Source organism: Rhizobium sp. ZX09, assembly GCF_017357485.1.
Taxonomy (GTDB): Bacteria; Pseudomonadota; Alphaproteobacteria; order Rhizobiales; family Rhizobiaceae; genus Agrobacterium; species Agrobacterium pusense.
On sequence record NZ_CP031364.1, the window covers coordinates 668,372 to 691,301 of the forward strand.

Annotated in this window: 33 protein-coding genes and 1 tRNA gene; 13 read left to right on the forward strand and 21 right to left on the reverse strand. The window is 58.8% G+C overall.

The window, feature by feature from the left end:
* Window positions 1-5: 5 nt before the first annotated feature.
* From BTN45_RS17725 to BTN45_RS17820, 20 genes are all read right to left on the reverse strand, one after another.
* Complete coding sequence (locus tag BTN45_RS17725) at window positions 6-557, reverse strand: phage baseplate assembly protein V (RefSeq protein WP_112495636.1); 552 nt, start codon at window positions 555-557, stop codon at window positions 6-8.
* The gene (locus BTN45_RS17730; RefSeq protein ID WP_207590334.1) at window positions 557-1,303 is read right to left on the reverse strand and encodes a hypothetical protein; all 747 of its coding nucleotides are present in this window, start codon (window positions 1,301-1,303) and stop codon (window positions 557-559) included. The genes BTN45_RS17725 and BTN45_RS17730 overlap by 1 nt, the downstream gene beginning before the upstream one ends.
* Before the next feature lie 8 nt (window positions 1,304-1,311).
* Complete coding sequence (locus tag BTN45_RS17735) at window positions 1,312-1,689, reverse strand: hypothetical protein (RefSeq protein ID WP_207590336.1); 378 nt, start codon at window positions 1,687-1,689, stop codon at window positions 1,312-1,314.
* A gap of 1 nt (window position 1,690) precedes the next feature.
* On the reverse strand, window positions 1,691-2,014 hold the full coding sequence (locus BTN45_RS17740) for a DUF2190 family protein (RefSeq protein WP_142841016.1): 324 nt from the start codon (window positions 2,012-2,014) through the stop codon (window positions 1,691-1,693).
* A gap of 76 nt (window positions 2,015-2,090) precedes the next feature.
* Complete coding sequence (locus tag BTN45_RS17745; protein ID WP_207590338.1) at window positions 2,091-3,746, reverse strand: hypothetical protein; 1,656 nt, start codon at window positions 3,744-3,746, stop codon at window positions 2,091-2,093.
* A gap of 99 nt (window positions 3,747-3,845) precedes the next feature.
* Window positions 3,846-4,496, reverse strand: coding sequence for a hypothetical protein (locus tag BTN45_RS17750; RefSeq protein WP_207590339.1), 651 nt, complete (start codon window positions 4,494-4,496; stop codon window positions 3,846-3,848).
* Complete coding sequence (locus BTN45_RS17755) at window positions 4,483-6,024, reverse strand: phage portal protein (protein WP_207590341.1); 1,542 nt, start codon at window positions 6,022-6,024, stop codon at window positions 4,483-4,485. Before BTN45_RS17755 ends, BTN45_RS17750 begins: the two co-directional genes overlap by 14 nt.
* On the reverse strand, window positions 6,024-6,218 hold the full coding sequence (locus BTN45_RS17760) for a hypothetical protein (RefSeq protein WP_112200667.1): 195 nt from the start codon (window positions 6,216-6,218) through the stop codon (window positions 6,024-6,026). Before BTN45_RS17760 ends, BTN45_RS17755 begins: the two co-directional genes overlap by 1 nt.
* A complete protein-coding gene (locus tag BTN45_RS17765; protein ID WP_207590343.1) occupies window positions 6,218-7,999 on the reverse strand; it encodes a phage terminase large subunit family protein in 1,782 nt (593 codons plus the stop codon). Before BTN45_RS17765 ends, BTN45_RS17760 begins: the two co-directional genes overlap by 1 nt.
* Entirely contained in the window at window positions 7,914-8,648 is a 735-nt protein-coding gene (locus BTN45_RS17770) for a MerR family transcriptional regulator (RefSeq protein ID WP_246751703.1), read from the reverse strand. The genes BTN45_RS17765 and BTN45_RS17770 overlap by 86 nt, the downstream gene beginning before the upstream one ends.
* A 161-nt stretch (window positions 8,649-8,809) precedes the next feature.
* On the reverse strand, window positions 8,810-9,379 hold the full coding sequence (locus tag BTN45_RS17775; RefSeq protein ID WP_207590345.1) for a hypothetical protein: 570 nt from the start codon (window positions 9,377-9,379) through the stop codon (window positions 8,810-8,812).
* 244 nt (window positions 9,380-9,623) lie between these two features.
* The gene (locus BTN45_RS17780; protein WP_207590347.1) at window positions 9,624-10,310 is read right to left on the reverse strand and encodes a transcription termination/antitermination protein NusG; all 687 of its coding nucleotides are present in this window, start codon (window positions 10,308-10,310) and stop codon (window positions 9,624-9,626) included.
* Entirely contained in the window at window positions 10,300-11,568 is a 1,269-nt protein-coding gene (locus BTN45_RS17785; RefSeq protein ID WP_207591670.1) for a helix-turn-helix domain-containing protein, read from the reverse strand. The genes BTN45_RS17780 and BTN45_RS17785 overlap by 11 nt, the downstream gene beginning before the upstream one ends.
* Complete coding sequence (locus tag BTN45_RS17790) at window positions 11,568-11,861, reverse strand: hypothetical protein (protein ID WP_207590349.1); 294 nt, start codon at window positions 11,859-11,861, stop codon at window positions 11,568-11,570. Before BTN45_RS17790 ends, BTN45_RS17785 begins: the two co-directional genes overlap by 1 nt.
* Window positions 11,858-12,499 carry a hypothetical protein gene (locus BTN45_RS17795; RefSeq protein WP_246751704.1) on the reverse strand — a complete coding sequence of 214 codons (642 nt, stop codon included), beginning with the start codon at window positions 12,497-12,499 and terminating at the stop codon, window positions 11,858-11,860. The genes BTN45_RS17790 and BTN45_RS17795 overlap by 4 nt, the downstream gene beginning before the upstream one ends.
* Window positions 12,496-13,131 (reverse strand): DUF4031 domain-containing protein, encoded by a 636-nt coding sequence (locus BTN45_RS26395; RefSeq protein ID WP_246751705.1) that lies wholly within the window; start codon window positions 13,129-13,131, stop codon window positions 12,496-12,498. The genes BTN45_RS17795 and BTN45_RS26395 overlap by 4 nt, the downstream gene beginning before the upstream one ends.
* A complete protein-coding gene (locus BTN45_RS17805; protein ID WP_207590351.1) occupies window positions 13,128-14,513 on the reverse strand; it encodes an SAM-dependent methyltransferase in 1,386 nt (461 codons plus the stop codon). The genes BTN45_RS26395 and BTN45_RS17805 overlap by 4 nt, the downstream gene beginning before the upstream one ends.
* Window positions 14,513-14,764 (reverse strand): hypothetical protein, encoded by a 252-nt coding sequence (locus tag BTN45_RS17810; RefSeq protein ID WP_078053411.1) that lies wholly within the window; start codon window positions 14,762-14,764, stop codon window positions 14,513-14,515. The genes BTN45_RS17805 and BTN45_RS17810 overlap by 1 nt, the downstream gene beginning before the upstream one ends.
* Window positions 14,761-15,258 carry a hypothetical protein gene (locus BTN45_RS17815; RefSeq protein WP_207590353.1) on the reverse strand — a complete coding sequence of 166 codons (498 nt, stop codon included), beginning with the start codon at window positions 15,256-15,258 and terminating at the stop codon, window positions 14,761-14,763. The genes BTN45_RS17810 and BTN45_RS17815 overlap by 4 nt, the downstream gene beginning before the upstream one ends.
* A gap of 209 nt (window positions 15,259-15,467) precedes the next feature.
* Window positions 15,468-15,689, reverse strand: coding sequence for a hypothetical protein (locus BTN45_RS17820; protein WP_207590355.1), 222 nt, complete (start codon window positions 15,687-15,689; stop codon window positions 15,468-15,470).
* Between the two features lie 84 nt (window positions 15,690-15,773).
* Between BTN45_RS17820 and BTN45_RS17825 the strand changes: the two genes are divergently transcribed.
* The 13 genes from BTN45_RS17825 (at window position 15,774) to BTN45_RS17885 (ending at window position 22,806) form a co-directional block, all read left to right on the forward strand.
* Window positions 15,774-16,421 carry a LexA family transcriptional regulator gene (locus BTN45_RS17825; RefSeq protein WP_207590357.1) on the forward strand — a complete coding sequence of 216 codons (648 nt, stop codon included), beginning with the start codon at window positions 15,774-15,776 and terminating at the stop codon, window positions 16,419-16,421.
* 18 nt (window positions 16,422-16,439) lie between these two features.
* Window positions 16,440-16,745 carry a hypothetical protein gene (locus tag BTN45_RS17830; protein WP_207590359.1) on the forward strand — a complete coding sequence of 102 codons (306 nt, stop codon included), beginning with the start codon at window positions 16,440-16,442 and terminating at the stop codon, window positions 16,743-16,745.
* A 250-nt stretch (window positions 16,746-16,995) separates the two neighbouring features.
* The gene (locus BTN45_RS17835; protein ID WP_207590361.1) at window positions 16,996-17,418 is read left to right on the forward strand and encodes a tellurite resistance TerB family protein; all 423 of its coding nucleotides are present in this window, start codon (window positions 16,996-16,998) and stop codon (window positions 17,416-17,418) included.
* A 2-nt stretch (window positions 17,419-17,420) separates the two neighbouring features.
* Window positions 17,421-17,567, forward strand: a complete 147-nt coding sequence (locus BTN45_RS17840; protein WP_155276033.1) for a hypothetical protein — start codon at window positions 17,421-17,423, stop codon at window positions 17,565-17,567.
* Window positions 17,568-17,628: 61 nt separating this feature from the next.
* On the forward strand, window positions 17,629-17,811 hold the full coding sequence (locus tag BTN45_RS17845; protein WP_207590363.1) for a hypothetical protein: 183 nt from the start codon (window positions 17,629-17,631) through the stop codon (window positions 17,809-17,811).
* Window positions 17,812-17,876: 65 nt separating this feature from the next.
* Window positions 17,877-18,077: a hypothetical protein gene (locus BTN45_RS17850; protein ID WP_207590365.1), complete on the forward strand. Its 201-nt coding sequence runs from the start codon at window positions 17,877-17,879 to the stop codon at window positions 18,075-18,077.
* Window positions 18,078-18,105: 28 nt separating this feature from the next.
* The gene (locus BTN45_RS17855) at window positions 18,106-18,438 is read left to right on the forward strand and encodes a hypothetical protein (protein WP_037089328.1); all 333 of its coding nucleotides are present in this window, start codon (window positions 18,106-18,108) and stop codon (window positions 18,436-18,438) included.
* A gap of 59 nt (window positions 18,439-18,497) precedes the next feature.
* The gene (locus tag BTN45_RS17860; RefSeq protein WP_207590367.1) at window positions 18,498-19,403 is read left to right on the forward strand and encodes a DUF2303 family protein; all 906 of its coding nucleotides are present in this window, start codon (window positions 18,498-18,500) and stop codon (window positions 19,401-19,403) included.
* A gap of 72 nt (window positions 19,404-19,475) precedes the next feature.
* The gene (locus tag BTN45_RS17865; RefSeq protein WP_207590369.1) at window positions 19,476-19,925 is read left to right on the forward strand and encodes a hypothetical protein; all 450 of its coding nucleotides are present in this window, start codon (window positions 19,476-19,478) and stop codon (window positions 19,923-19,925) included.
* Entirely contained in the window at window positions 19,922-20,371 is a 450-nt protein-coding gene (locus BTN45_RS17870; protein ID WP_207590371.1) for an ASCH domain-containing protein, read from the forward strand. Before BTN45_RS17865 ends, BTN45_RS17870 begins: the two co-directional genes overlap by 4 nt.
* Window positions 20,368-20,802 (forward strand): hypothetical protein, encoded by a 435-nt coding sequence (locus tag BTN45_RS17875; RefSeq protein WP_207590372.1) that lies wholly within the window; start codon window positions 20,368-20,370, stop codon window positions 20,800-20,802. Before BTN45_RS17870 ends, BTN45_RS17875 begins: the two co-directional genes overlap by 4 nt.
* Window positions 20,799-21,065 (forward strand): hypothetical protein, encoded by a 267-nt coding sequence (locus BTN45_RS17880; RefSeq protein WP_207590373.1) that lies wholly within the window; start codon window positions 20,799-20,801, stop codon window positions 21,063-21,065. The genes BTN45_RS17875 and BTN45_RS17880 overlap by 4 nt, the downstream gene beginning before the upstream one ends.
* A 139-nt stretch (window positions 21,066-21,204) precedes the next feature.
* Window positions 21,205-22,806, forward strand: a complete 1,602-nt coding sequence (locus BTN45_RS17885; protein WP_207591674.1) for a recombinase family protein — start codon at window positions 21,205-21,207, stop codon at window positions 22,804-22,806.
* Here BTN45_RS17885 and BTN45_RS17890 read toward each other — a convergent pair.
* Window positions 22,763-22,839, reverse strand: a tRNA-Met gene (locus tag BTN45_RS17890). The two genes, BTN45_RS17885 and BTN45_RS17890, sit on opposite strands and share 44 nt — an antisense overlap.
* Between the last annotated feature and the right edge of the window lie 91 nt (window positions 22,840-22,930).

Below are 22,930 nucleotides of genomic sequence, written 5' to 3' on the forward strand. Positions count from 1 at the left end.
TTTCCTCAGTCCACCGCGAAGACGTGTTCCGAGCCTTCCACAATCGGCCATTTCCCAGATGAAGAACCGGACATGACGTGCACTAGATCGCCGATCCGGGCAACGCGCTTGCCGCCGTCACCGCCAAGTTGCACGTTCGGCGATTCAACAATCACCTTCGGCGACGTTACTTTCGCCTGTCCCGCCGACGCTTCAATGACGGTATCGCCGATCTTGATATGAAACGGCGTGTCGCTGTTCTCGCGGGCGTTGTCGTCGCTATAGGTGGAAAAATCTATCTGCGCGTCGGTCATGTCGCCGTTTTCGGAAACAACATCCACCTGTTCGCCGACGCTGTAGAGGACATCGACCTTGACGCCACCGGCAGCGAGGGTCCGCGCCTTGATCCATGGCGTCAGGTAGGGTTTTCCCGCCTGTTCCGACAGCTTGACGCGGTACTTGGATTTGTCGTCACTGACTTCGGCAATCGTACCCTTGCGCCGCCGGTTGCGGTTGCGGCGCTCAAGTTCGGCCATCCGCACATAAAGGTCCGTGATCTGGTCCACCAAACTGGCCATCAGGGCGACCCCTCGAAAGGCGTGATCAACATGGCGTCGGCCTCGTCATGAATAAGACCGTATCGCCGCATGGCGGTCTGCAATTCGCTGGCGTTGCCGGAAAGCTGCGCACGAATGAGAGCAATTTTTTCCGCCATGGAAGGATCATTCGGAGCAAGATCACTTTCGCACTTGGCGAGGAATTTGGCGAAGGGAGAGCCGGGATTGAGCAATTGCCCGCACAATGGTTCGGCCACCATATTGGCGGTGATTTTCAGTTGGTGCGCGGCAAGCCGCACGCCGTTCGTATCGCCGCTGATGCGCGAGCGCGATGCGGATTGAAACGACGAACAGAGAGAGCGGAAGATTTCCGCCCATTCATTCTCCGAGTTATTGAGAGCGTCGCCGGTCTGACGGAGCGCCATATCAAGGTGAAACTCAAACGTCGCGTCGGTCGCGGGCATTCCGAGAATAACACTTTCGTCCGTCTCGGCATCGGTGACGGCGTGCGCCGTGGTCACGCCAGCCTCAAAAACGATATCGAGTTGCCCCGGCGATGCCAGCGAGCGAAGCTCAAGACCCTCCATCAATTTCGAACCGTCCGTGTAGACGGAGATGAAAGGCTTATCCTTATCCGTCCGCAAGGAGCCATCGGCAGCGATATCGAGCACGCCGATTTCGCTGTCCAGCACGTTGGAACCGACAACCGTGTTTCCCTTGATCGCCTCCACAGCGGAGATGCGGGCAGCAAAACGGATGAAGGACATGGAGGCTCCTAAAGTTCTTTCAGGGCAACAGCGATAAGGTTGCTATGCCGGTCACTGACAAAATCGACCAACCATACCGGTTCGCCTGCCCGATCCATTGCCCGCACCTTGTCTCCGGTTTTCAGCGCCGGGCCTTCGTAGGTGGAGCGGTCAATAAAGAGTACGGCATCCGCCGCAGCGAAACGGACGCGATGGGGGCCGCTCACCGCATTGCCTGCGGGTCGCGTTGTGTCGTCTTCCGTGTGCAGGGCCTCGCAGCGGATGACGATCTGCGGGCGGTCCGGGTCCGTCTTGCCGTTCGCCAAGAACGAAAGGCGGACCGTCTCGCCAAAAGCGCCGCCAACCTTCCGGTCAACGGCAGCTTCCAGTTTTCGCCAGTCCACCATCTTACTGATGCAAGATGAGGTCGCCGGTCGCCGAAGGATTGGCGGCGACCGCGGCGGCGTAACCGACCTTGGTGTTTGCGCCAGCATTATCGGCGGTGGTCAGCTTGGCACCATCCCAATAAAGGACTGCGCCTTCGGCCCATGCCTGCGCGTTCGTCTTGGGCAGGGTGAAAATGCCCGAGCGGGAAATATTGACGCGCTGGCCAGCCTTGGCGGAAAACTCCGCTACGCCGAACAGCTTGCCGACAAGAACGCCGTCGCCGGAATTGACATCGGCGGGCGCGGTGACTTCCACCGTATCGGCGGGGCCTCGATAGTTTTTCATGGTGATCTTCCTTGCGATCAACGTGACGGAGAAAGGGAGAGCCGGTCGGCTCCCCCAACGAAGTCAGGCAGGCGGCTTACGCTTGGCCGGGGTTGTGATAGCCGAAGCGGAAATCGGTCGCGCCGCAACCGAAGTCGTGTTCCACCGACATGCTGAAACCCTGCGAACCGAAGGGTTCGTCCATGCGAACGCGCGGAGCCTCGTAACCTTCGAGGTAACCCCAACGGTAATTGGAGCCGGTCGAAGGATCGGCGAAGAGGTCCCAGGAATTGTCCGCGATCTGCGACGTTTCCACCAGTTCGAACTTACCGGAGAAAATATTGACCGTGGAGACCGTGGCGGGCGTGATAGATGCCAGCAGCTTTTCCGCATCGGTCAACTGGTTCGGGCCGACCAGCATGATACGCGCCGGGTTTGCGAGCAACGGCTTGCCATCCAGAGAGGTCTGCCGACCCATCGACTTGCGGCCTTCGCCGACGCTATCGACAGTAATCGCAGAACCAGCAGCAGCAAGGTTCTTATGGTCAGCATGGAAGACGGTTTTGCCGTCCGCAAGCTTGCCGTTGTACGCACCGCCGTAGAAGGTGACTTCTTCGAACAGGGCAACCGAAGCGCCGTAGCTCGTCAGCAGTTCGGCGATGGCGCCAAGATCGTCATTGATGAGCATCTGGCGGCTGATATTCAGGGCGATGGCGTAACTGAAAGCCTGCACGGCTTCCTTGCCTTCACCGAACGAACCGAACTTGATCTTGCCGTTTTCCAGAATCTTTTCCAGCATCGGGAAATCGCCGGTCTTGACGATCGTATCCGGGCGGAAGTCGCGGAAATTCTTCTTGCGGGCGAAGCGCTTGAAGGTCGGCTGCGCCAGTGCGTAGCGCTGTTCCAGCGTGCGATTGACAGCGCCTTCAAAAATCACCGGGAAATCAGAAGTCGAATGCGCGGCACGGCTGAAGATGTTGTCGATATCGCGGGCATTCAGCATGCGGCGACCGTGGAAGTTCACGCAATCGGCAGCGATATCGACCAGACCTTGGCCCATATACTGGCGGGCGGCGGCAGACGGACCGGCCTGCGGGACCGGCGCGCCGAGACCGTATGCCAGAGCTTCCACACGGGCCGAACGAATGGTATCGGCTTCGTCATTGCCAACCTGCACGCGAACGCGGCTATCGGTCGGCGTAGCGCGTTCACTGGTCACCATGTGATCCAGAAGCAACCCCCGGAAAGTGTCCAGAGAAGTGCCGGAGCGAATATGGTCACGACCAAAGCTCGCTTGTCCGGCACGCTCCGCCAGTTCTTCGATAGCAGTCACGCGGTCCCGTTCGGCACGAACGGCATTCTGCGCGATGGCCTGCGGATTGTTGTCGGCAGGCGTCGGCGCGTTCCTCTCCGCGTTTTCAAGCGCGGTAATCTCGGCACGCACACCGTCCAGTTCGGTAAGAATCGCAGAATGATCCTTTTCGATGGCGCGGGCGGCTTCATCGGACAGCCCCTCCACCAGTTCCGCACGCTTGCTTTCCGCGCGCGTCGTCAGGTCGGTGGCTTTCGCCCGGAGTGCGAGAAGTGCCGGGGTGGCCTGATAGACATGATCCAGCATGCCGCGCGTCTGCACGAATGCATCGTGTCCGATCAGCGAGGCCGCGTGGGAAGGGTCGGCGGAAAGAATGGTGAAGGCGAGACCGAAGCAGACGATTGCGGCGACGGTCGCGAAAACATATGCAGCCTTTTTCATGGCGTGCGGTTCCTTTTGTATTACCGGGCAGGACAAGCGCCGTCGCCCTGCATCCCCGGTGGAAGTCAGGCGGCGAACTGGAAAAATTGGAATGAGTGTTCAGGTGAAGCGGCGTTCGGCTTCGGCCATGCGCATGCGTGCGGCCCGAAGGTCGAGACATGACGCGGACTGGATAGAGAGCGGGAACGTGGCTTCGCTGGATCGGACCTGCGCGCCGGGATCGGCCGGTACGGTCACAAATGAAATCTCGTTTGGCGTCCAGCGCTCTACGAAAATCTTTTCGACCTCGCCTTTCTTCGCCGCTTCCTCCACTCGGATCTTATCGATGGAGTAGCCAACCGACACATTCTTAATGATCTTGTCAGAGACCAGTCCGAACATGCGGTCGGCGGCCAGATCAATTCCGGCCTTGGGGAAACGGATGGTCGCCCATCCTTCGCCCTTTTCGATCCACGCCCGTTCAACAACGGCGATCTGCGAGAACGTGGACCACCGGGAATGGCTGTCGAGAACCGGCGCACCCAAATTCATGCGCGTCAGGTCCAGCGCTCTTTCGCTGACGACAAGGATTTCATCGAACGGGACAGCCGTATCCCATCCGGTATAGCGCAGGCGGCGCACCGCAGCGCCGGTTGTGAAAACCAGCGTAACGGTGCGCGCCTCCGCATCGATAGAACTAACATTCAGGTCCTGCCCGCGAACCTGCATCGGCAGGGACGCAGGCGCTTTGCGCAGTTCAAGTTTCGTCATCGTCGGGGTCCTTGTCGTCTTCCGACTTGTCGTCGGGCGGGTCGTCTGTTTCGTCCCGCTGCTGCGCTTGCCCGGCCTGAGACATCCGCCGTGGGTCGCTGTCGAGGACAAGCTTGCGCTTGTCGATTTTCTTGTTGTCGGACTGGATTTCATCCAGCACGTCATCCGGGTTTTCACCCATCTCGGCAATGACGCTGGATAGCGAGCGGAAGCCCGACCGCACTTCCTTGATGCGGGCGTTCACGTCTTTCAGCGGGTCGGCTGAATAGAAGCGCGGCGGCGACCATTCCACGGCAACCTTGGGCGAACTGATGATTCCGGCGAAGTACGCGGCTTCGCAGAACCAATCCCAAATAGGCTGTAGCAGCATCGGAATGATGATGAGCCATTGAACGGCGGAGATCGTCCGGCGAAATCCTTCCAGCCCGATCTTGCTGGACGAATAGTTCACTTTGTCCAACCGGCCCGACATGATGGCATAGGGAACGCGCCAGCCCGCAGCGATGGTGTGCAGCATAGATGCCTTGTAAGGATCATAGCTGTCCGTCACTGCCGGTTGCGAAAACTCCATGCCCCGGCCACCAACGGCATTATAGAACATACCGGGTTCGAATTTTTCCACGCGCCTGCCGTTCACATCATAGATGCCGGGCTTGGCTGGACTGTTATCCGCCATAGGCATGCCAAGCTGGTCGCCTTCATCGCCGCCGGTCATCACACCAACAAGGCAGGCTTCCAGCCGCTTGCGCGTCAATTCCGCCTGCTCGTAAGACGCCAGATCGTAGGTGTCGGCCATCGCTGGCGTACCCCACGGCGCGCCCATTACCTGCGTCCGCTGCTTTTCGAAAGCGTGGGCAATGTCGGACGCAGGAACCGGCTTCGAAACAATCGTGGACTTCGGGTCGAAGAAGCTGTTGCCCGGATGCGAACCGAACATCCAGTAAGCACGCTTCCTGCCGATGGCATCAAATTCGATGCCTTGGATGATCTTGCCACCATCGGAAAGAACGCCTTCTTTGGTAGTGTCGATCAGGTCCGGTTCCAGCACCTGCAATTGCAACGGGACGGGTAGACCGTCTTCCAGCCTGCGACGGCGGCGGCGAACAAGGCCGTTCCCGCTTTCGAACATTTCGCGGGCCGTCAGGTTGACGATACCATTGAAATCAAGATCGCCGTCCGCATCACAAACCTTGCTCCACTCCGCAAAAAGCTTGTTGAGCTTTTTATTTTTCGAGCGCGGAATAATGCCGTCGCCGATGGCGTGGGTAACAAGTTCGTGGATCGCCTTCGCAGCATAAGGATTGTTGCGGGCGAGATCGCGCATGCGGTTGCGCAGGGTCCGACCGGCGCGCGCAATTTCTGCGTCCGCCGATGTTGATGGTGCGCGCCTGCCGGATTTCAGGCGACTGGTTTCTGCGCCAGTGTAATCGCGAAGAGCATTCATCGCGAAGCGGCTTTTCGCGCGCCGAAGGCCAGCTTCGGGCGAGAAATAACCAATGGTCCGGTCGAGAACGTTAGCGAGGCTCATCAGTCGAGCGCCGCGTAAATGGTCCGGGAGCCGCCCGACCGAGTGGATTTCAGGGCGGCAAGAGCCTCCCTCATATCTTTGAGAGAGTGATATTCCACCTCGCGGCGCGTGCCGCCAGAGTGGAATATCACCTTTCGCGCGCCCATAGCGATTGCATCTTCAAGCGCAGCAATTTGATCGTCTGTAGTCGCCATTATGCAAGCCACTCCGGTTTCGCGATTTCTTGTGTGTAGGTTGCGACCGCCGGTTCCGGCGGTGTCGAAAGCTCGCCCTCGCGGTGCGCCCAATTTGCATTGACCATCTGGCGGGCGGCGAAGGCATAAACCGTGCAGTCAAGCGCCTCATGGCGTCGGCCCGGTATCGGAACGAACTGTCTGCTTGGCTGGCCGCGCAAATAGCGGACTTCCATCTTTTCGCCTGCAAGCTGCTCGTACCAAACATCCGGCAGGTCTTTCGAAAACCGGATGGTCTTGGGCCGCGTCAGCCTGCCGAAAATGTGGCTCTTGATGCCGTCCACGCCGACGATGAAAAGCCGTCCGCCCTTCACGCTGGTCTTGGAGCGCTCAATCCATGGCCGGTTGCCCGCAGCACCCTTGATTGCCAGAACACGGCGATTGAAGCGCGGGAACGCGAAGCGATAGACCGTTTCCATGGTCTCGCCGTCCGAGCTATCGACGCAAACGGCATCGACCTTGATCTTGCCGCCAAGCGGATGGTCCCATTGCGTCGTCAGGGCAACGTCCAGTTCCGCCCATGTGGTATGGTCATCATAGCGACCCCACACAACCGTATGGCCGAGAACATAGGGGATGCCCTCTTTGTCCCAACCGACGAAGGTTGCTTCCAGACGATCATCCTGCACGTCCACGCCGACCGTGATAATCAGCACTTGCACCGGGATATTTTCCAGCCCGAAATCTTCGGCCCGGCCCGCAAGCTCGATATCGTCCAGTTCGTCGCCATCCTCTTTCCACCCTTGGGCTAGGATGGTGTTAACGAAGGTTTGCAGCGTCGAAGGGTCGTTTTTGACCGTGACGAATTCGCGCGCCAGCCGCCCCCAGGAGGCGTTAGGCAAAAGCGATATCAGGGCGTTCATGCGGAAACCGGCATGATCCTTGATTTCCGGTCGAAGAGCGCGCCAGCGGCCATTCGCCACCATGCCCGGCTTGTGCCGTTCCTCCACAACGGAACCGCATTCGACGCAAACATAATACGCCTTTTCCGGTTCGCCTTCGGGCCAATGGATATCGGCCCATGTGATTTCATGGAAGTGACCGCACTCGGGGCAAGGCACCTCATAAATACGCTTGTCAGATTGCTCATAGGCCCGCAATACATGGCTGGTCGCCTCGTAGACAGGCGTCGAACCCATGACAATCTTGCGGTCCGCAAACGACAGCGTGCGGCGTTCCGCCAGCAGGATCGGCGAACCTTCCTTCGTCGCGTCCATGCCGTCCGCCTCGTCAATGAAGAGGATGCGGACATTGTGACGGCGCAGGTTGCGCGGTGCCTTTGCGGCAATGACTTTCAGGAACCCGCCGGGAAAGCGACGGGCAAGAAGCGTGTTGCGTCCGCCTTCGCTGGTATCACCGGTCAAAAGACCGCGAAGCGCTGGCGAGGCATCGAAAATCGGTTCAACGTCCGAAACCATATAGTCGCGGCAGTCGGCCTCTGTCGGCAGAAGCGAAAGGATCGGGGACGGGTCGTTCGAACAAAAGCTTGCCATGGCGCTGGTCAGCAGCGTCGTGAAGCCGACGCGGACCGGCTTGACCAGCGTTACCCGCTCAATCGCGCTATCGCCAATGGCGTCGGCAATTTCACGCTGCGGGGGCCACAGCCGAACTTTGCCGGTCAGTGATGAAACGCCTTCCGGCAGATGGACGGTATGTTCAATCCATTCCGACAGCCGAAGTTTCGGCGGCGGCAACAGGCTGTCCCATACCGCTCGCCGCAATGTCGCCAGCGCCGTTGTCATCGTCCTCGTCACCAAGTTCGGTAAGCGCCGACCGGATTTCCTGCCCGATCAGGTCCACATCGTAGGTCGTGAGATGCGGCAGCATCTGCCGACAGCGCGAAGGCACAGACAGAACAGCGTTGCGGATGCGTCGGCCTATCGAAACCCACTCGTTTCGCACGTCCGTCATCGAAATCAGTTCGCCGCGCATCGCCGCGTTTTTCATGGCCGTCTGGTCGGCCTGTTCTCGCGCCAGTCTGGCGCGTTCGGCGGTCAGAACATCCGCGCCGTCGCCGCCGCGACCGGCGGCAACACCACGCAAATGCTCACAATAAAGCTGGATGGACTGGCGAAGATCGAAGCGATTCCGTTCTGTCTTCACCACGATTCCACGCTCTACGAAATCCGAGACCGCCCGCTTCGAAACCTTCAGCAGTTCCGCCAGTTCGGATGCGGTGATTTCGATATCGAGCGAGGGCTTTTCCGGTTCGGCAGGTGCCGTTTCGTTAAGCAGCGGGAGGCTTTCGCCAGCTTCCGCATGTTTCTTGTGCGATTTGGCCGCGAAACTCGGGCTGACGTTGAACTTTGCCGCCGCCTCCCGAACCGTGTGGCCCTCATCCATGAAGGCCACGACCTGTTCACGCAACTCGTCAGGATAGCTCTTTGCCATCTGATTCCGATTCCATCGAAAGGGCGGTGGAACCCCCCTATAATTTTATTCACAGAGCGAAATCCCGCAGTCGCCCACACCCGCTACTTGGCCTCTTTTGGGGGAGGACCCGACCGAGGGGGGGGATGGGGCGGGTCGAGGTCGGGGGTCGGGGTGGCCGGTCAGGGGACCAGCTTGGCAAGGGCGGCTTCGACCCGCTCTTTCAGCAAGGGCGCTGCAATGCGGTGGAATGCTTCGGCTGTCGCGCCGCTGGTCATTTCCTTCGGGATGAAGACGCCCGAGCGGGCGAAGGTGATCTTCGTGCCGGAGCGATTGAGCCGGTAATAGGCATGCCCGTTGAACTGCGCCACCGGCTTACGGTCGGGGAATTGCCCGCCACGCAGGAACGCGCCGGGATAGAGCGTCGGCTTTCCGAATGGTCGAGCCACGACACCGGCTTCGGTTTCCTTCGGACGAAGATATTTGAGGCGAATGTTGCCGCCCCGCGTGGTCATGTCGTAGACCAACCGGCCCGGCCTTGCGGTTGCCGGATTGCCGATGGCCTTAACGATGGTGGCACGCGGCAATCCGGTCTGTTTGGTCAGTGTGCGAACCACAACAGTTTTCGACCTGTTGCCGACCTGATTGACGATGCGGGACAGAACGGTCGGAAACTTGGTTTTAAGAGCCACTATCCGGTCGCCGTACTCCGCAAGATTGCGGTCGGCCCATTTCATAGACAGAACAGCCATCGTCAGATTTTCCCGGAAGTTGCCTACACCCTACGCAAACGAAAAAGGCGACCGGGTTAGGGTCGCCTTCACTCAAGTCCGCCGATGATATAGCTGTCGCACTGGCCTTGAATCGGTCTCTCTGGCGAGAGGGTCAAGACAGGGTCTGCCCCGGCTTACCAGCGTGGAGGTTTTGGAACCCCACTCGCCGGTCGAAACCGGCGCGCCTGCACAGGATCAGCAGATCATCCTGCGCTATGCATAGTCACAACTGTTCGAGCAATGCAAGAGGGGCTTCGATGGTTGAAACCTTGCCGAACACGTCCACCGCCACCACAGCGCCGGTAGCTACGCGCTCGCCGTCAACGGTCCGATCCTTGCGCAGTTTCAGGATGGTGCCACCGAAACTGGCGAAGGGGCCAAGCACGAAACGAACCTTATCGCCGCGCTTGAACTGCTCGCAGTGCTTCACGTCCGGCGCAGTCTCGTCATCGCCGAAAGCCTTGAAACGATTCATTTCCTCGTCTGATACACGATGAGGGTGGACCATCCCGCCAACGAAGCCCGCGACACCTTCCAGCCGGGCAATACCGCAGACTGCGGCGGGAGAATAGACGATGTTGACCAGTACATAACCCGGCAGAAGAGGACGCGAAACAGCAGGGATAATGCGACCGCGAACGACCGTTTCACCGATGGTTTCCAGTGGGAGAAAAACTTTCACGCCAGCTTTCCGAAGGGCGTCTTCAACAGCTTTTTCCGCCTTATGCTTCGTCTCCACCACGAACCATTCGTGTTTCCCCGGCTGATTCTCCGCCGCCATGGAGAGCATGGTGACGTTGAGTCGCTTCGTGTTCTGCATCTGGTAGAACAGAGACGCGAAACGCGACAGGTCATAAAGCTCCGGGTTGACCGGCTTGCTGGCGGCATAAATCTTCACGTTATGCATCATTGGTGCGTCCCTCGCTGATGGTGGAAAGAAATTCGGAAAGTGCGGCATCAACTGCCGCTTCAAGATCGTCAGCCCCGTCATCGATCGGGGGGAAGTAGACCCATTCGGGCGGATGCTCGATAAAGGGCCAGCCGTTGCGCTCATGCAGGCGCTTCCAAGCCGCGAACAGATCGCTATCGCGGTGCACCTGCCGGAAGTCCTGCACCAACGGGAGAAGCGAGAGCGAAGTGTTGAAAGGCTCGCGGCGACGGGCAAGATCGCGCATGGTGTTGACGAGTGGCCAGCCATTGTCACGGCGCTTTTCGAACATAAGCTGTTCGCGGGAAATCATGCCCTTGGCGATACGGGTTTCGTCAAAGCTGGTTACATACAGCAGGCCGGTCGGCTCTTTCGACAACGCCTCAAGGCGCGTTCCCATCCAGAGCTTGCCGCAGACCTTGGCAATGCCATGGGCGTTGATCGGCTCAGCAAGAACATGTTCCGGCAGGTCGCGCCAGTGACGGTTTTTGAGGTAGACCGCTGCGGCCATCAGGTCGGCAGGCTTGGCCCAACGGAGATAGGCAGGCGTCCGCTCCACGCACTCGGTCCGATCTTCCGGGGAAAGAGCGAACCACGCGTTGCGGGCATATTCGATATCGCCCTTTTTCCACGTCGCGAACCACAGCGTGAAAGCGTGCTCTATCTTTTTTCGATCAACCTTTTTCAAAACTCCCTCTTCCGCGCCAGCGGCTGGAGAGTTTTCTGGAATGTTAGTTGGAAGATTCTTATCTTGGTGGAACTCCTCCACCACCTTCCGGTCGTCATTTCCACCACCTTCGGGAACGATTTCCACCACCTTGGCGACGGAACGCGGTGGAACTGTTCCACCACCTTGGGAGGCGCGTGCGTCGTCGGAACGTGGTGGAGGATTTCCACCACCTTCGCTATCTTCGTTGCTGGCTGCATTGCCGGAAAGGTCGCGTCCCGGCCACCGCGCAACATATTCGTTCCGCTTCCATTTCTGGCCGCGAAAACCGTGTTGCGTGACGACAATCCAACCGCTCTCTTCGGCGATTTCGAGGTGTTTCAGGACGGTTTTCTTGTCGAGGCCCGTCAGGTCCACCAGTTCCGAAATCGGCGGATAGCAGGAACCGCCGGTCGCATCCATTTTTAGGCCAAGCGTATGCAGCACAAGGCGCGTGATCGGCGGCAGTCCGGATTTACCGACCGCGTGACGCCAAGACCATGCGCGCGACATTGCGCCGTGATCCGGTTCCATCACTTTGCACCGCCTTTCCGCACCACGTCGCGCAGGAATGAGCGCACAGCATGGACGCCGAGAACGACCGTATGCGGCAATCCGCCGTCCGGCAGGCGCGTGGCGTTGATGGCTGCGAATTCTACGTCCAGCGCGTCCACGCCGAGCGTAAAATGCGCTTCCTGCAAGACACGGCGGATAGTCGTATGGTCGCGGTAGATGACGCCCTGCGGCGCGCGCAAGAGCCAGTCCGCGCGCGCCGCGTCCGTCTCGCAGTCCGCCAGAATTTCAACGATGGGCATGAGGTCGGTCATCGGCTGATTTCCCGCTCTACCTTGCGCGCCAGAGCGCGGTAGCTGTCCATCGCCTTGCAAAGATCACCATGCGCCCGGCGCTGGTCAGAAGCGGCCTTTTCGGCGCGCGCAGTCGCTTCCTCGCAGGCGAGGAACGCACCTTCCAACAGCTTTGTCTCTTTCAGGAACTCGTCATAAAGCGGGTTCGAGCCTGCCGGACCGAAGAACTGGTCGCGGACTTGCGCCACCCAATCACGCGGTACGCCCAAATCCTTCGCCACTGCAGAATCCGTCCAGGGGGATTTATAGGCGTCTTTGGCGTAAACCTCATCCAGCTTGTCATTGATAATGCGCCGGTCCTCGCGGCTCATTTCGCGTGGCCTGTCTGCAATCGTCGCTACCGTGTCCGCCATGGCTTTCTGTCCTTTACGCTTGGCCGGGACGGCGTGGATCGGGCAGAAATCCTTGCGCGGATTGCTTCCGACCACCCATCCCTTGTTCTGAAAGTGCTGAGTTGCCGCGATTGGCGGCTTGCGATTGACCCCGGTTTGATGCGGGAAATAGGCGACAGCGCCGCAGCAGGCGCATGTGATCTGCATGGCCTTCGTGGACTTGTCGCCGTAGGGGATGGAAACTTCTGGAAAGATGCGGTCGCTCACACGGAAACCCTCTTTTTCCACACGTCGAAATCCGTCCGCAGTGCGATGAAAGCCGACTGCGCGCGTTCGTCCGTGTTGAGTTGTGTTTTGCTGGCGATACCAATCACGCTTTTCAGGACGGTGGAGGCATGACCTTCGTTGTAAATCGCGCGCGTCTGGTCCCGCATTTCTAAGAAGCGATGGAAAAGCGGTTCCGTACAAAGCAGATCGGCCAATGCGGCAAAGTCACCCTCGCGAAGACCACCTTGCCGTGCCTGCGCGCCATCGTGCCGAACGCGAATGGCTTCGTATGAAGCGAGGCGTTCGCGCGCCGACCGAACTGCATCGTCATTCCCTGCGGAAATCGCCGCCGCAAGCCGTAGCTTTGTCGTGTGAATAACCGGGCCGAACCGATCTGTTTCGATGGCGCCAAATTTGACCGCAAGCGCTCGCTTCGAGGTGGCGATATCGAAATGAACCCAACTGGCATTTCGATGCTTGCCAAACGAAAGAATAGGATGCCCCTGAATCCACTTGCGTTGCACGCCGATGCGATCCGCCATCGCAAGCAGTTCGTCATCCGAATCCGCCCACATGTGACACATCACCATGTTGCCAAACGGGGCGCGCATGTCGTCAACGTAAACGCTCATGCCGCCTCGCTTTCCGCCATCACGGCGGTTTGCTGCGGCTGGAAATCCTTCCAGTCCACGCGGCGGACAACGGTGGCACTGCCATAGTTTCCGGCCTCGTCACGTTCCCAAACAAACCAAGCCGTGTTCATGCGGCTGCTGGCTTTGTTGCCGTCCCATCCGTCGCGGTGCATCATTGGAAGGCGGCGCTTGAAGACGTAGACGCGAGCGGGCGGGCAATCATCCATAACGAAATTGCGGTCATCGTCCGCGAACCCGCACAGGAAATTCAGATTGAGCAAAAGCGCCATTTTGCGCGGCCTGTAGACGCGCAGGGCGTAGGCCACGAAGGCATTGAGTATATCGCCGTAAGGCGGATTTGTGACGATATCGTATGAGCTGGCTTCCGGCGGCTGCGAGGTCAAGAAGTCCTGCACCGCCTGCAATTCGCCGTTGCTGTCCGCCGTTCCGTAGTCGTTTATATCGGCCAGCACCACGCTGTAGTGGAGCGCTTCCAGCATGCGCGAGATGGCACCGCGTCCGCAGGCCGGTTCAAGCACGCATGCGGTGAATTCTTCCAGAGCCAACAGCGTAAACATCGCCTCCGGCGGCGTCTCGTAGAGGTTCGCGCCGCGCTCTTCTTTCGTTGCGGTCGCCGTGCCGACCGCCACACGAAGATTTGCCTTCGTCGGCTCCAGCCCGGCAGCAAGCCGCGCCTGAATCGCCCGTTCGACAATGCCGGGTTCGCGATGTTCCGCAGCAGCGAGCTTGCGGGCTTCGTGAATTTCCTTGCGAGAAAGTCCCGCTTGCTGCGCGGTAAAAACGTTCTCATCGGGAACGTTTTTCGGGCGACCGTGCTTGGCAGCTTCGCCAGCCGCCTGCGCCTCGTCCCATTTGTCGGCGATAAGGATTTTTGCGCGAGCTTCGATCAAGAGCGCGTCGGCCTGCATACGCCGCGCCTTGGCGACCAGCTTTTCGGTTGCGCCGATCTGTTCGGCGAACTGCGCGGCGGTCTTCGCCTGATTATAGGCAACCGATGCGACGATGCGGGCGTTCATAACGTCGCCTTCGTCCAGCAGCGCACGCGCCCGCTCTACCGTGGCGACCAGCCCGGAAGCGTCCGCGACCAGCACCACGGCTGTTTCCGTTTCGCGTTCCGGCATGTCGCCCGGCTCGGCAATGCCTTCCAGCATGGCAAGCATTTCGCAGGCGCGGTCGGTCGGATAGTAGGTCTTGCCGTCCTTCTTGTCCCGAGTCAGGTAACCGTTGCTAACGGACTTATTCGCGCTGATACCCTGCTGCTGCGATTCGACTGTCACTACACCATCGCGAACGGCGGTGGTAATGATCGCAAGAGCGTTCGGGCCGGGCTTGGGAAGCTTGACTTGCTTGTAAGGGGCCATCAGTGCGACCTCATCAAACGATCAAGGTACGCCTGCCCTAAGCCGGTAAGCTTGGCAGTCTCTCCATCGGCAGTAATGTGGAGATAGCCGCAGTTGCGGCATTCTTCGGCAACGATATGGTAAGCGAGGCCAAGAGCGGACAAATCCAACTTGCCGCCCTCGCATTTCACATGCCGCAAAAAGCCCCTTGCACGTTCGGACAAGGGGCGCTTCATCAGTTCGGTGATAGCCGGATCGGTCTGGCGCTTCATTCCGCACCCCCGACGACGCTAAGCCCGACCTTGTGACCGCCGTTGGCTTTCACACTGGCGAGCGCTTTGCGAAATGCGGCCAGACCGGCTTCCAGTTCCGCCGCATCACGGTCCATTTTGGTCGCTTCGGCTGGCGTCACAACCATGTCGGCGATAGCAACCGCGCCGCCGGAGATCAGATCGCCAGCCTTACGGACCATTTCGGAATAGGTGACGACGACGCACTGTTCGGCGGCCCGTTCATTTTCCGGGTCGGCCAGTCGCCGCCCGTTAAGTTCTGCCATCGCAGAGGTGACGACCGGCACGCCGCATTCGCTTTCCAGCGCATAGACAGCGTGCAGCGGCATCAATTCCGGGTCGGTCGCATTGTTCATGCGCCCGATGTGGCTTTTCGAAATCGAGGAAATTTCCGCAGCACGCTCGATACCGCCCACGAGGCGGATAAGGTCACGTTGCGCGGCTTTGATGCGATGAAACCATGCGTTCGAAATCATGAGACAATACCTTTCCCGCGCCGGGAAAATCCCGGCGTTTTTCCCGTGGTGGGAATTGATTGGAGATGAGAGTTTCAGGGCGTCAGGAAGTTACGGAGGCCCACATGCAAAACGAGAGTTGCCCGCGCCGGGCGAGAAGAAGGAAAGCGCACCGGCGCGGGTCGCAGCAGGCCGGGAGGATTGGCCGCGCGAAAGGGAAGCGAGGCCGATCATTCTGCGGCCTCCAAAGGAATCGCCACAAGCTCTGCGAGGCGTTCATAAGTTACGTCTGCGAAACCACGACGATTGGCAGCATCAACCACGCGAACCCAATAACCAGGCGGGATTGACGCCCGGCGGCGCATAGCTTTTGCCGTCTCATAGTGCGCACCGATTTCATCAGCGAACACCGAGAGCGAAGGCCAGAGATTTATAAGATCGGCGTGGGTCATGTGATGGTGGTACAATATACACCACCATGTCGTCAAGCTGGAGGAACATGATCTGCACCCCCACAAGGCGGTATGATTCACACCATGAGCAAATCAGCAGATCAGTTCCAGCGCGCCGAACGCGCCGAGCGGCTAAAGCAGGCGAGACTCAATTCTGGTTTTGGCGGCGTCAAAGCTGTCGCGAAGAAATTTGGCTGGTCTGTTAACACCTACAAGGCTCACGATTCCGGGCAGAATGGCTTCAGTCCGGCAGACGCCAAGAAGTATGCGCGCGCTTTTGGTGTGTCTCTACAGTGGCTTTACTTCGGGACCGGAGCGCCGGAAGACATTGACATAGAGCCGGTAAGCGTCACCGACGTTCCTCTTATATCTGCGGTTAGCGCCGGACAGCTTGTGAGCAGCGATGGCGTCAGCAACCTTTCCGATTTCCCCACGGTTCCCGCGCTCGACTTGCCGGAAGGGCAATGGATAGCACTTCGTGTTGACGGCAATTCCATGAACAAGATTTCGCCGCCAGATTCCATAGTTTTCGCAAACCTTCGGGACAGGCGCCTAGTTCATAACGCTTGCTACATTGTGACGGATGAAGAAGGAAATACAACGTACAAACGATACCGTCAGAATGAAGAGCCGCCGTTCCAGCCAGCTTCATATCATGAAGTTGCCCCACCAAAATTTAAAGGCACCATCACGGTAGTCGGCAGGGTTAAACGTTCAATTATTGAAATGTAAATTCACTTCGGGGGAAGCATGAAGCCTGAAAGCTTAACTACGCTAGTCAAGATGACCAATACCAGCGCGAATGCGGCGAGCATATTATGCGCATTGCGGAAATCGGGGCACGCTAAGGAAGTTGAATACCCATCCACCACCGGTTCCGGCGAGATCAAGACTTTTACCTCCCTAACAGATGAGGGGCTAGTTTTCGGGATAAACCGCTCAACAGATCACCCCTTCAAAACGGAAGCTCGATTTTATCCAGACAAGTTCCCTGCACTGCTCGCGGTGGTAGCGACACAAATAAAAGCCGAAGCCGAAAAACTGCTACTAGCCTAAGAATCAGCGACCGAAATCAAAAGCCCGCCAATCGGCGGGTTTTTTTTGCCTAAAATTTTCGGATACGATACGTACCACCATAGTGGTACAATCTGCACCACGTCGTATTGACAGCGTGGTGGTGCATAATATACCACTTCTCCATCCAAGCCGCTTAGCCTCGTTGCGGCTCGGGCAGAATGCCGGGCGGCGCACCCTCGAAATGTGAACCTGCCGCCCGGCTCCCTTAACGAAAGAAGGATGGAGCCTTATGCTTGCAATGTTCAAAAGCCTCGTCGGAGACAAGGCAAAGAAGTTTTCCGGCAAGACCGATTTTCTGGAAGCGGTTTGCGCCGCGTCGGCACTCGTCGCCACTGCTGACGGCGAGCTTGACGACAAGGAACTTCTGGCCGCTGTCGCCGCCGTGAAATCCAACGCCGCCCTTTCCGGCGCGTTCGATGCCCGAGCCATCGAAACGGCGATGGACAAGATGTGCAGCCGCGCCGTTGGCCGCGTGGGCAAGGCCGGTCTCTTCAAGGAAATCGAAGACATCAAGGCCGACCACGATATGAGCGAAACCGTGCTTCTGGTCGCGCTCGACGTGGCAGACAGCGGCGGCATTTCTGACGACGAAAAAGCAGTGCTTGCCAAGATCGCATCCACGGTCGGGCTTGATCTGGCCAAGTATCTCTAACCATGGCGACCGCAAAGAATATCGCCTTGGCGACGGCGGCGGGCCTTCTCGTCACGATGCAGGCCCTCTTCTTTTCCTTCGCCATGGACCTCGTTTCCAGCGTCCTGCTGGTCGCAATCGGCTTCGTCGCAGGCCGCTTGTCCCGCTGAAAAGCCCTCCTGAGCATGAGGAAAAAGGCTCGCCCCACCCAAGCCATCAGGAGAACACGACATGCAGGAACGTAAACACGAAGAAAAGCAGATCATCAGCGACATGGCCGACGAAATGTTGCGCCTTGGCGAAGGCTGCACCGAAGACCAGATCGCCATTCGCTTCACCCGCGCGCAGATCAAGGAATACGGCGAGGAAGCACGCGCGCTTGCCAACCTGCTTTCGCAGCGTGACGCCGCCTGATGCCACGTCCGGATTCGGTGACCGCCTCCCACCCGAGGCGGCATCCGAAACAGATGGAGGCAGTTTTGATCCTGATTTCCCCGATGTACCCGCTTAACCGTCAGCAGCTTGGCACATTCCGTAAGGAACGCGAGCAACCCTATTGCCGCTTCTTTCTGGCCTGCGTTGCTGCGGTTCTCATTCTTTCGACCATCGGCGGCGCGGCGCTTTGCGCCACACGGCTGGCCGAAATCGAACGCTACCACGCCGCCGCAGCGCGCGTGTGACCTTCCTCAACCACAAGGAACCATCCGCATGAAGAAAATACGCGATGCCTCCACCATTATCGGCATGCTGGAAAACGGCCAGCTTAATCCCGCCTTTTCCGCCGAGATCGGCCAGACGCTGGAAAAGCTTTCAGACATGTCCGAAGCGAACCCCATGCAGTCTTTCAAGGGTTCCGTCACCCTGAAACTCTCCCTGTCCGTCAAGGATGGCATGGTGACGATTGCCGCCGACATGGAATCCAAAACCCCGAAGCTGCCGCGCAAGAACTCGGTCTTTTGGGTTGTCGAAGACGGCGCACTTTCGACCGAGCATCCCCGCCAGCACGACATGTTTTCGCCGCGCGAAGTCTCCGCAGGCTGATTTCCCAACCCTAGCAACCGCGACCGGCCAGTGACCGGCGCACCAACAGAGGAACCGAAATGGACCAACTCACCCAAACTGCCGTCGCCGAGATCGCAAAGCTTGCGGCGCAGACCAACGCCGCGATTGTGCAGGTTCCGGCACCTGCCGACGCCAAGGGCATTCCCCCGACCGTCCCGGCGCTGCTGGACCCGACCAGTGGCAAGCTGTCTGACGTGTCGGCAGTCTTTGCGCCATGGCGCACCCGCCCCGAGCGCAAGCAGGGCACCGCCAATGTTGAAACGCTGGACTCCTTCGTCAAGCTGGTCGAACGTCACAAGACGGACAACAGCGTGATCTTTGCCATGACGGACTGGCGTACCCCCGCCTTCACCGCCGTTATCGACTACCACGGCAACGACCCGGACAACGGCAAGCACCGTGTCCACTATGCATTCCCGCTTTCCGAAGAGTGGAAAGCTTGGCAGGGAATCCATGGCAAAGCGCTGACGCAAAACGAGTTTGCGGAATTCATCGAAGACCATATCGCCGAACTGGCCTCGCCGGACTCTGACGAGGTGAAAGACCTCGAATTGCTGTTCCGGGCCAAGATTGCCTATCCGAATGAACTGGTAGTGCTTTCGCAGGGCTTGCAGATTAACGCGGAAACCCGCGTTAAGACGGCCCTGAAATTGCAAACGGGCGAAAGCCAGATCGTTTTCGAGGAAGACCACAAGAACGCCAACGGCGACCCGATCACCGTGCCGGGCGTCTTCGTCCTCAACATCGCGCCGTTCTTCCAGGGTGAAAGCATCCGCCTGCCGGTGCGCCTGCGCTACCGCCTTCGTGAAGGCACGCTTTCGTGGACGTGCATGCTCTACCGGCCCGACATCCACATCACCAAGGCCGTCAACTTCGCCCTGCACGAAACCGCCGCAGAACTTGCCCTGCCGAAATTCGCGGGCAAGCCGGAAATGTCGGCCTGATTTCACCCGGAGCGCGGGCGGTCGCCGCCCGCCTCCATCCAGCACAACAGAAGCCGGCCGGAAGGAAACGCAATGCAAGACGACACAATCTATCCATTTCTTGCGGCATCGCTGGAAATCTTCACCAACATGTCACGTCGCACCGGGCGCACGTTCGCGATGCTTGAACGTGTCCAGCCGGGTGACTGCGTCGTGGTAGCTACCGGAGACGAGAGGCACCATATGCAGCGCGAATTGCATCAGCGCAACATCGTGGACAAGGTTGCCGTTGTCGTCTTCAATCCGAAGTCGTTGGAAGCGCCGAACCACTTGCGCCCGCCTTATAGGGCCGTCCATTTCGATAATTTTTGGTGGGAAAAATACTACGCCCACGCGCTCAGGTCAGTTGCGGAAAGGCCGCTACACCTCGCAGCCCACCTCGCGCCAACTGCGCCCCGCCTGCCTCTTCCAGAAGATGGCCCTTATAGAACGCTTACAGGATTCAAGCTCCTTTTTCGCAATAGTCATGAGGGCGAAGCATGACGCCCGAACAGCTCTCCGTTGGCGCCGCCCTGCCGCAACTGGCGCTGTCGGTTCGACAACCGTGGGTTCACTGCATTTTCGAACTTGGCAAGCCGGTCGAAAACCGGACGTGGGCAACGAAGTATCGCGGGCCGGTCTGCATCCATGCCGCCAAGGGCATGACGGCGAACGAGTGGCTTGACGGCCTCTACGTCGCCCGCGCCGCCCTGCATCCCGAATGCCAAACCGGACTTATCTTTCCGGGCCGAAAAGACGAACGCCGTCTGCCGCGCGGCGGCATCGTCGGAACCGCCGAAATCGTAGATTGCGTCACGCGGCACGAAAGCCCGTGGTTCTTCGGCCCCTACGGTTTCGTGCTGGCCAATCCCAAACCCTGCGAATTCATCCCAGTCAAAGGCGCGCTTGGCTTTTTCGATTGGCGGAAAAACCTTGAGGCGACCCGATGACAGATATCATCAAAGCAGCGAAGAAGCTTATTGATTGCGTCGAATTCGACATGAACGGCGCAGGCGGCAAGGGTGGCAACGGCGGCTTACTGTCGGACACCACGTTGCGCGCCGCCCACGATCTGCGCGTTATCGTGAGCCGCGAGGCGCAGCCACCGAAAATTTACAGCATCGGGGTCCATACCATGGCCCAAGTCTTCAAACCGTCCGGGTTGACCGACCTCCATGATTTGCAGGCGGCGCTAGATGCGGTTGAGAACGCTCTCGCAGCAAGGGCGCATGACAGGGCGGTTGCGAAGATCGTCTCGAAACATGGCGACCCGGAAGCTTTCGGAGAGCGCGAATTGGTCGCGCTGGTTGACCTCCAGCGGTTTCGGTACGGGACGAAGCTCTACGCCGCTGCACCCGCAATGCAGGAGGGCGGCACATGAAAAAAGCGACCGCCAACGACAAGGGAAATGTGCTTGCCCATTGCTTTGTCGCCCTCACCGCGTTCAGCGAAAACGCGCTCAGCCCAACACAAAAACGATGGGCGCGAGAGCGAGCAGAGAATTGCCTTTGGGCACTCGGGATTAAGGAATTTAAAACTGACCGCAGCACTTATAGCGCCCGCACGCTGGAAGTAATTACCAACGAGATAGACCTTAAGGCGACGCGAGTAATGGCCGCCAAACAGGAGGCCAGCGAGGTATGACCACACGAACCACAGAACCAGAAAACCCCCTAATTGAACTCGCAAAGGCGCTGGCACGCCGTCGCGCGAGGCTTGACGTTGCCGCCGAACCGGAAGCAATGTCTAACGAAGCACCCTCGCAACCCACAAAGAGAATGCAATGAAACGTGCTGTAGTATACGCCCGGTACTCCACCGACCTGCAAAACGACAAGTCTGTGGAAGATCAGCTGCGCCTTTGCGAAGCTCATGCCGAGCGGCTTGGCGTGCGTATTGTGCGCTCTTTTCATGACCGTGCGAAATCTGGCGCTTCGATGTTTGGCCGCACCGGTCTCACAGAAATGATGCAGGCCGCTGAACGCAACGAATTCGATATCCTCATTTCCGAACACACGGACCGCATATCGCGCGACATCGCCGATCTTGCCCACATTCACAAATTGCTGAAATTTCGAAGCATCGAGATCAATTGTGTCAATGGCGGCGCAATCGACACCGTCCAAGTTGGAATGTACGGCGTCATTGGCCAGATGCAGCGCGAGGAAGGTGCGAAAAAGACGAAGCGCGGCATGGTGGGTGTCGTGCGCTCCGGGCGCAGTGCAGGCGGCAAGGCATACGGTTACGAACCCGTGCCGGGCAAGCCGGGAGAGCTTCAAATCATCCCCGAAGAAGCGAATGTTGTGCGCCGAATTTTCCGCTTGTATGCGGCAGGCGTGGCCCCCAGGAATATTGCGGGCGGCTTGAATGCCGATGAAATCGCCCCGCCCCGTGGAAAGCACTGGAATGCATCGACTTTGAACGGGAGCGGTGCGCGCAGCTACGGCATATTGCGCAACCCCATGTACAATGGCCAGATCGTTTGGAACCGCGTCCACATGGTAAAAGACCCGAGCACAGGGCGACGGGTGTCGCGGACGAACGAAGCCAGCGAGGTCATCACCACGGATGCTCCGCACCTGCGCATCGTTGACGAAGCGCTTTTCCTATCGGTCCAAAAACAAAAGCGGGAACGCGCTGGAGACAAAGGAAGGAGCGCCCCTCGCGGAAAGCGCCTCCTATCGGGCCTCCTGAGATGCCGCGCCTGCGGCGGCAGCATGTCCGCCATCGGAGGCGATAGAAGCGGGCCGCGCGTTGCTTGCAGCATCCACCGTGAATCGGGAACATGCGAGAATGCGGGACGGTATTACGTCGAACGTATTGAAATGAAAGTGCTGGACACGCTACGCCAGCAATTCGCGGACACCGCTGTCATCGGCGCGTATGTGAAGGAATATGAAGAAGAGCGCCGACGCGCAGCCAGCGAACTACGGAGAAACCGGGCCAGCATCGAGCGCCAGTTGGACGAAACAAAGAAGGCCATAACCCGCGTCGTTGAAAAGCTCGCGATGGGACTGATCGAGGACGAGGATGCACAGGGTATTCTGCCCGGACTGCGGGCCACCCGCGACAAGCTCTCTGCCGATCTGGCAGGCATGGAAAATCCCACGAACGTTGTGGAACTGTTTCCGCTTGCGCTGAAAAAATTCAAAGATGATCTGGAGCGCCTCGCGGATATCCTTTCTCTCAACAGCGAAACGCCGGACCCGGATATGGTCGCAGCGTTTCGAAACGTCGTCGCGAGCGTCATCGTTGACCCCCGCGCACCGGGCGAGGAATACAGGATTGAAATCAAAGGATATCTTGCAAGCCTGACTAAACCGGAATTGTCGTCGGAAGTGTTGGTAGCGGGAGAGGGACTTGAACCCCCGACACGCGGATTATGATTCCGCTGCTCTAACCACCTGAGCTACCCCGCCACAGGGGAAACGTGACAGTCATGTGACCGGCCGTTCCATCAGGATGAGCGGCTTATAAGGTGCCGCTCCCCAAAGTGTCAAGCGCAAGATG

Coding starts and splice junctions, on each gene's coding strand:
- BTN45_RS17725 (WP_112495636.1), bottom strand. CDS start 557: ATGGCCAGTTTGGTGGACCAGATCACGGACCTTTATGTGCGGATGGCC.
- BTN45_RS17730 (WP_207590334.1), bottom strand. CDS start 1,303: ATGTCCTTCATCCGTTTTGCTGCCCGCATCTCCGCTGTGGAGGCGATC.
- BTN45_RS17735 (WP_207590336.1), bottom strand. CDS start 1,689: ATGGTGGACTGGCGAAAACTGGAAGCTGCCGTTGACCGGAAGGTTGGC.
- BTN45_RS17740 (WP_142841016.1), bottom strand. CDS start 2,014: ATGAAAAACTATCGAGGCCCCGCCGATACGGTGGAAGTCACCGCGCCC.
- BTN45_RS17745 (WP_207590338.1), bottom strand. CDS start 3,746: ATGAAAAAGGCTGCATATGTTTTCGCGACCGTCGCCGCAATCGTCTGC.
- BTN45_RS17750 (WP_207590339.1), bottom strand. CDS start 4,496: ATGACGAAACTTGAACTGCGCAAAGCGCCTGCGTCCCTGCCGATGCAG.
- BTN45_RS17755 (WP_207590341.1), bottom strand. CDS start 6,024: ATGAGCCTCGCTAACGTTCTCGACCGGACCATTGGTTATTTCTCGCCC.
- BTN45_RS17760 (WP_112200667.1), bottom strand. CDS start 6,218: ATGGCGACTACAGACGATCAAATTGCTGCGCTTGAAGATGCAATCGCT.
- BTN45_RS17765 (WP_207590343.1), bottom strand. CDS start 7,999: ATGACAACGGCGCTGGCGACATTGCGGCGAGCGGTATGGGACAGCCTG.
- BTN45_RS17770 (WP_246751703.1), bottom strand. CDS start 8,648: ATGGCAAAGAGCTATCCTGACGAGTTGCGTGAACAGGTCGTGGCCTTC.
- BTN45_RS17775 (WP_207590345.1), bottom strand. CDS start 9,379: ATGGCTGTTCTGTCTATGAAATGGGCCGACCGCAATCTTGCGGAGTAC.
- BTN45_RS17780 (WP_207590347.1), bottom strand. CDS start 10,310: ATGATGCATAACGTGAAGATTTATGCCGCCAGCAAGCCGGTCAACCCG.
- BTN45_RS17785 (WP_207591670.1), bottom strand. CDS start 11,568: ATGGAACCGGATCACGGCGCAATGTCGCGCGCATGGTCTTGGCGTCAC.
- BTN45_RS17790 (WP_207590349.1), bottom strand. CDS start 11,861: ATGACCGACCTCATGCCCATCGTTGAAATTCTGGCGGACTGCGAGACG.
- BTN45_RS26395 (WP_246751705.1), bottom strand. CDS start 13,131: ATGAGCGTTTACGTTGACGACATGCGCGCCCCGTTTGGCAACATGGTG.
- BTN45_RS17805 (WP_207590351.1), bottom strand. CDS start 14,513: ATGGCCCCTTACAAGCAAGTCAAGCTTCCCAAGCCCGGCCCGAACGCT.
- BTN45_RS17810 (WP_078053411.1), bottom strand. CDS start 14,764: ATGAAGCGCCAGACCGATCCGGCTATCACCGAACTGATGAAGCGCCCC.
- BTN45_RS17815 (WP_207590353.1), bottom strand. CDS start 15,258: ATGATTTCGAACGCATGGTTTCATCGCATCAAAGCCGCGCAACGTGAC.
- BTN45_RS17820 (WP_207590355.1), bottom strand. CDS start 15,689: ATGACCCACGCCGATCTTATAAATCTCTGGCCTTCGCTCTCGGTGTTC.
- BTN45_RS17825 (WP_207590357.1), top strand. CDS start 15,774: ATGAGCAAATCAGCAGATCAGTTCCAGCGCGCCGAACGCGCCGAGCGG.
- BTN45_RS17830 (WP_207590359.1), top strand. CDS start 16,440: ATGAAGCCTGAAAGCTTAACTACGCTAGTCAAGATGACCAATACCAGC.
- BTN45_RS17835 (WP_207590361.1), top strand. CDS start 16,996: ATGCTTGCAATGTTCAAAAGCCTCGTCGGAGACAAGGCAAAGAAGTTT.
- BTN45_RS17840 (WP_155276033.1), top strand. CDS start 17,421: ATGGCGACCGCAAAGAATATCGCCTTGGCGACGGCGGCGGGCCTTCTC.
- BTN45_RS17845 (WP_207590363.1), top strand. CDS start 17,629: ATGCAGGAACGTAAACACGAAGAAAAGCAGATCATCAGCGACATGGCC.
- BTN45_RS17855 (WP_037089328.1), top strand. CDS start 18,106: ATGAAGAAAATACGCGATGCCTCCACCATTATCGGCATGCTGGAAAAC.
- BTN45_RS17860 (WP_207590367.1), top strand. CDS start 18,498: ATGGACCAACTCACCCAAACTGCCGTCGCCGAGATCGCAAAGCTTGCG.
- BTN45_RS17865 (WP_207590369.1), top strand. CDS start 19,476: ATGCAAGACGACACAATCTATCCATTTCTTGCGGCATCGCTGGAAATC.
- BTN45_RS17870 (WP_207590371.1), top strand. CDS start 19,922: ATGACGCCCGAACAGCTCTCCGTTGGCGCCGCCCTGCCGCAACTGGCG.
- BTN45_RS17875 (WP_207590372.1), top strand. CDS start 20,368: ATGACAGATATCATCAAAGCAGCGAAGAAGCTTATTGATTGCGTCGAA.
- BTN45_RS17880 (WP_207590373.1), top strand. CDS start 20,799: ATGAAAAAAGCGACCGCCAACGACAAGGGAAATGTGCTTGCCCATTGC.
- BTN45_RS17885 (WP_207591674.1), top strand. CDS start 21,205: ATGAAACGTGCTGTAGTATACGCCCGGTACTCCACCGACCTGCAAAAC.